This window comes from Streptomyces alkaliphilus (assembly GCF_014141535.1).
GTDB classification, from domain to species: Bacteria; Actinomycetota; Actinomycetes; order Streptomycetales; family Streptomycetaceae; genus Streptomyces; species Streptomyces alkaliphilus.
In genome coordinates, this window is sequence record NZ_VKHT01000338.1 from 1 (window position 1) to 4,942 (window position 4,942).

Sequence of the window (4,942 nt, forward strand, 5' to 3'; positions counted from 1 at the left end):
CTCCCCCGCCGGGCACTCCCCCGCCGCGCACGCGGGGGGACGGCTCGTCGCTCGGGGCCTGACCCTCGCCTACGAGGACCGCACGGTGGTCGAGGAGCTGGACCTGACGCTCCCCGACGGCCTGGTCACCGCCGTCGTCGGCCCCAACGCCTGCGGCAAGTCCACCACCCTGCGCGCCCTCGGCCGGCTGCTGCGACCCCGCTCGGGGGCGGTGCTGCTGGACGGCGCGGAACTGGCCGAACGGCCCACCCGGGAGATCGCCCGCCGGATCGGGCTGTTGCCGCAATCGCCGGTGGCGCCGGAGGCGATCACCGTCTCCGACCTGGTCTCCCGCGGTCGGCAGCCCCACCAGCGCTGGTGGCGGCAGTGGTCGACGGAGGACGAGCGGGCGGTCGTGGAGGCGATGGAGCGCACCGGCGTCTCCGACCTCGCCGACCGCCCGGTGGACGAGCTGTCCGGCGGCCAGCGGCAGCGGGTGTGGATCGCCATGGCCCTGGCCCAGGAGACCGAACTGCTGCTGCTCGACGAGCCGACCACCTTCCTGGACATCGCGCACCAGGTGGAGGTGCTGGACGTGATCCGGCGCCTGAACCACGAGCGGGGCCGCACCGTCGCGATGGTTCTGCACGACCTCAACCAGGCCGCCCGCTACGCCGACCACCTGATCGCCATGTCCGGCGGCCGGGTGGTGGCGAGCGGCCCACCGGCGGAGGTGGTCACCGCCGAGCTGGTGGGGGACGTCTTCGGACTGGCCGCCGTGGTGGTGACGGACCCGGTGACCGGCGGGCCCCTGGTGGTGCCCGCCGCCCCCTGGTCACCGGACGGGTGACCCCCACCCGGTGACCGGCCGGCGCCCGCCACCGCGCCCGGCCCCGGAGGTTCGCCACCGACCGCCGACCGCCCATGACCGACACCCGGCAACCCCGGGGACCGACATCAGGAGAGACCGACACGTGACCCGCACCCGTCGCACCACCCGCACCCTGACCACCGGCGCCGCCCTGCTGACCGGCGCCCTGTTGCTGACCGCCTGCGGCTCCGACGACCCCGACGGCACCGGCGGGGACGCCGCGACCCCGGAGGGGGAGGTCGGCGAGGTCGGGGAGACCCGCACCATCGACACCGCGATGGGCCCGGTGGAGGTGCCGGTGGATCCGCGGCGGGTCGTCGTCCTGGACACCGCCGAGTTGGACTCCGCCCTGACCCTGGGCGTCACCCCCGTCGGCTCGGTGCGCGCCGACGTCGCCACCGGCTTCCCGTTCTACCTCCCCGAGGAGCGGCTCACCGACGTCGAGAACGTCGGCAACATCGCCGCGCCCAACCTGGAGGCCATCATCGAGCTGGAGCCCGATCTGATCATCGGGAACATGGCGCGCGACGCCGACCGGTACGACGAGCTGTCCGCGATCGCGCCGACCGTCTTCGGCGAGAACCCGGGCGGTCCGTGGAAGGAGAACTTCCTGCTGCACGCCGAGGCGCTGAACCGGCAGGAGGAGGCCGCCGCGATCGTCGAGGACTACGAGGAGCGGGTCGCCGAGGTGGTCGAGGCGCTCGGCGGCGCCGAGGAGGCCGCCGACACCGAGGTGAGCGTGATCCGCTTCATCGAGGGCGGCGACACCCGCCTGTACGGGCGGGAGAACTACATCGGCACCATCCTGGAGGACCTGGGGCTGGGCCGGCCCGCCATCGTGGACGAGGCCCCCGACGGCTTCGCCGTGGAGATCAGCCCCGAGCAGGTCGACCTCGGCGACGGCGACGTCATCTTCCACACCTCCTACGGCTCGCCGGAGAACAGCGGCGAGTCGGCGGCGGTCGGCGGCGCCCTGTGGGAGGGCATGGACGCGGTCCGGGAGAACCGGGCCTTCGCCGTCGAGGACGAGCTGTGGTTCCAGGGCATCGGCTACACGGCGGCGGGCATCATCCTCGGCGAGATCGAGGAGGCCCTCGCTTCCTGACGCGCCCCCGGGTCCCGATCCGTCACGGATCGGGACCCGGCCCGCCACGGTCCCCCACGGCTCGACTCCTCCCGGGTCCGCCGAAGGTCGGTGAACGGCGCGGTCCACGTCCGGCCGCCGTCGAGCGGGGTCAGGACGGCATGGGTGGGGTGGATCGCCGAAACGATCCCTTCCCGCCGACGGTATTCGTCCCGGGCTCGCACACCGGGGATCAGCCAGGGCGGCCGGGTGGTCACCGCGCCTCCCCCTGTCGCTTCCGACCCGCCTCGGCCCCCGCCATACGTGCCAGGACATCGACCGCCTTGGCCAACATTCGCAGGGAATGCGCCGGATCGGCGTGGAGGCCGGATCCGGCATCGGCGATCTCGACCGCCCTCCGAATGGTGGTCAGGTGACCGGCCCGTTCCGCGACATCGCTCCGCCCCGTGGCCCACCGGCGCGCGGGCTCGGCCAGAGCGCGAACCCCGTCGCGCAGCCGGTGGGCGAGGACTTCCGCCACCTCCCCCTCCGCACGACCGTGGTTCGCCAGGTCGAGAGCCAACAGCACATGTGCCCGAACCTCCGCCGGGGACGGCAACTCCCGCAAGCCCGTTCACCTCTCGCACCTCCCGCGATCCGTTCCGTCGCGAATCGCCCGTGGTCACGAGGACATCGCGATGCCGGCCTCACGGGAAAGACGGTCCCGGCGACACGCACGCGATGTGCACTCCACGTAAAAACCTTGCGACTGCGCGTGCCGAGCCGTGATCAACGGGACAATGTCGCCCGCAGGAGGTGAGTCGTGGACAGCACCCATCCCGTATGGCGATCGGCGGCCATGCGCGAAGCCCTCATCCGTCACGACGCCGGCGCGATCGTGCGATTGGCCCGCCGTGCCGCCGACATCACGCTCGCCGACCTCGGCGGGCGGGTCGGTTACACCGCCGCGTCCCTCTCCCGAATGGAACGCGGCGAACAACCGCTGCGCGACGTGGTGCTGCTTCGACGCCTCGCCGAGTGCCTGGACATCCCACCCCACCTCCTCGGGCTGACGGCACAACCCCAACAGCTCCCGTCGAATCCCCCGCCCACCACTAGGGTGGATCCGCAAGCCCTGTTCGGCGAGGAGGTGGACGACCCGGTGCGACGTCGCGAACTCCTGGCGGCTCTGGCCGGAGCCGGCACCGGGACGGTTCTCGGGGCCTCGTCCGCCACCGGAGCCCCGTCCCAGCCGAACCTCTCCGGCCTGGAGGATCCACTGCTTCACCGGGGCCCCGGACAGGTGCCCGCCACCGATCCCGGGCCGGCGACGGTCGCGGCGGCGGTGGACGCCTCCCGGGACGAGTTCGGCGCCTGCCGCTACACCGCTCTCGCCCGTGCGCTCCCCTCCCGTATCGCGCTGGCCACGACTTTGGACGGGAACGCCCATCCGGAGCGGGCGGCGACGGCGGTCGCCGATCTGTACACCATCGCGACCCGCCTGTGCATCAAACTCGGTGAGGACGGCTTGGCCGCCGTGACCGCCGACCGGGCCCTCACCGCCGCTCTCGGCGGTGCGGACGCCCTGACCGTCGCGGAGGCCCACCGGATGGTGTCCTCCACCTGGCGCAGGCGGGGACACCACGCGCGGGCCACCGATGTCGCCGTCGTCGCGGCAGGACACTTGGCGGGCGAGCCCGACGGGGCCACTGTCGAAGGGCTCTCGGTCCGGGGCAACCTGTACGCCACCGCCGCCTACACCGCGGCGAAGCAGGGTGACCGTCACACCGCGCAGGCCCTCATCGCCGAGGCCGAGGCCACGGCCGGGCAGCTCGGTCGGGACGCGATGGCGCGGGGCACCGTCTTCGGCCCCGCCCGGGTTCTCCTCCATCGGATCTCGATCAGCCACCTGCTCGGCGACGCGGGTCAGGCCATCGAACACGCGCGTCGCGTCGATGTCGCCGCGCTGCCCACCGCCGAACGCCGAGCCCGGTACTGGATCGATGTCGCCCGCGCCTTCGAGCAGTGGGGCAAACCCGACCGCTGCCACCGCTCGCTGCTGGCCGCCGAGCAGGCTGCGCCGCAGGAGGTCCGTCGCGCACCGGTCCGCACCATGGCCGCCGGTCTCATGCGGTACGACCGCACCCTGCCGGGAGTTCGGACCTTCGCCCGACGCGTCGGTGCCCTCGCGTGAGGGGATGACCGCTTCGGTCCCCGACGGCCCGGGTGGGGTTACTTCTTCTCCGGGGGGCGGCGCAGGCCGCGCCAGAGGATGAACGCCGCGCTCGCCACCGCCGCCGCCCGCACCACCAACGGGAGGTTGGCGGTGAAGGTGTCGGTCATCGCCTCGGCCTCCAGCGGGTCCCCCCACTGCTCGTTCACCCGCCCGTACAGCCAGACCAGGTAGCCGGTGGCGACCAGTGCGGGCATCCCGAAGACGGCCCACTTGGCCTCGGTACGGCCGATCCGGGGCGCCCAGTAGGCCAGCAGCCAGCCGCCGGCCATGGCGATCAGCTCGCCGAACACGCCGCCGCCGACCAGCAGCAGCACCGCCAGCAACTCCACCGGGCCGCCGACGTGCTTGCCGCCCAGGCCGCGCCGGGCCGCCCGCCAGACCGCGCGACGGCTGTCGCGGGGGGCCCGGCCGCCGCCCTCGCCGGCCTCGCCGGGGGCGGCCGGGTCGGAGGCCGGTGCGGCGGGGTCGCCCGGGGCGCCGGCCGCCGCTTCGGTCCGGGGGCCGGGCGGTGCGGCCGGGTCGGCGGGCGCCCCGGTGGCCCCGTCACCGGGTTTGGTGAAGTCGACCGGCCGGGGGTTGGTGACCTCGGGATCGGTGAAGCCGCCCTCCAGACCGGGGAGACGGCCTCCGTAGTACTCGCGGGGCAGTTCGTCGACCCAGGGGTGCCGGGCCGCCGGACGGGCCGCCGGCTCGGCCGGGGGCGCCGGGGTCGCCTGTGCCGGAACCGCCGGGACCTGCGGGCCGGCGGCCTCCGGTCCGGCCGGCGCGGGGTCGGGCGCGGGGGGTGCCGGAG

The 4,942-nt window shown here is 74.3% G+C and carries 5 protein-coding genes; 3 read left to right on the forward strand and 2 right to left on the reverse strand.

Annotated features, from left to right (window positions below; all coding sequences use genetic code 11):
- The first annotated feature begins 58 nt into the window (after positions 1-58).
- Together FNQ90_RS12515 and FNQ90_RS12520 are read left to right on the forward strand one after the other, a co-directional pair.
- Complete coding sequence (locus FNQ90_RS12515; RefSeq protein WP_182606446.1) at positions 59-829, forward strand: ABC transporter ATP-binding protein; 771 nt, start codon at positions 59-61, stop codon at positions 827-829.
- 124 nt (positions 830-953) lie between these two features.
- Positions 954-1,955, forward strand: coding sequence for an ABC transporter substrate-binding protein (locus FNQ90_RS12520; protein WP_323379916.1), 1,002 nt, complete (start codon positions 954-956; stop codon positions 1,953-1,955).
- 232 nt (positions 1,956-2,187) lie between these two features.
- Here the strand turns inward: FNQ90_RS12520 and FNQ90_RS12525 are convergent, their stop codons facing one another.
- On the reverse strand, positions 2,188-2,541 hold the full coding sequence (locus FNQ90_RS12525; RefSeq protein WP_143621328.1) for a hypothetical protein: 354 nt from the start codon (positions 2,539-2,541) through the stop codon (positions 2,188-2,190).
- Positions 2,542-2,736: 195 nt separating this feature from the next.
- Here FNQ90_RS12525 and FNQ90_RS12530 point away from each other — a divergent pair, with 195 nt between their 5' ends.
- Complete coding sequence (locus tag FNQ90_RS12530; RefSeq protein WP_182606444.1) at positions 2,737-4,107, forward strand: helix-turn-helix domain-containing protein; 1,371 nt, start codon at positions 2,737-2,739, stop codon at positions 4,105-4,107.
- Between the two features lie 38 nt (positions 4,108-4,145).
- Here the strand turns inward: FNQ90_RS12530 and FNQ90_RS12535 are convergent.
- Positions 4,146-4,942, reverse strand: a 797-nt coding sequence (locus FNQ90_RS12535; RefSeq protein ID WP_182606445.1) for a hypothetical protein, incomplete at its 5' end; no start/stop codon positions are given.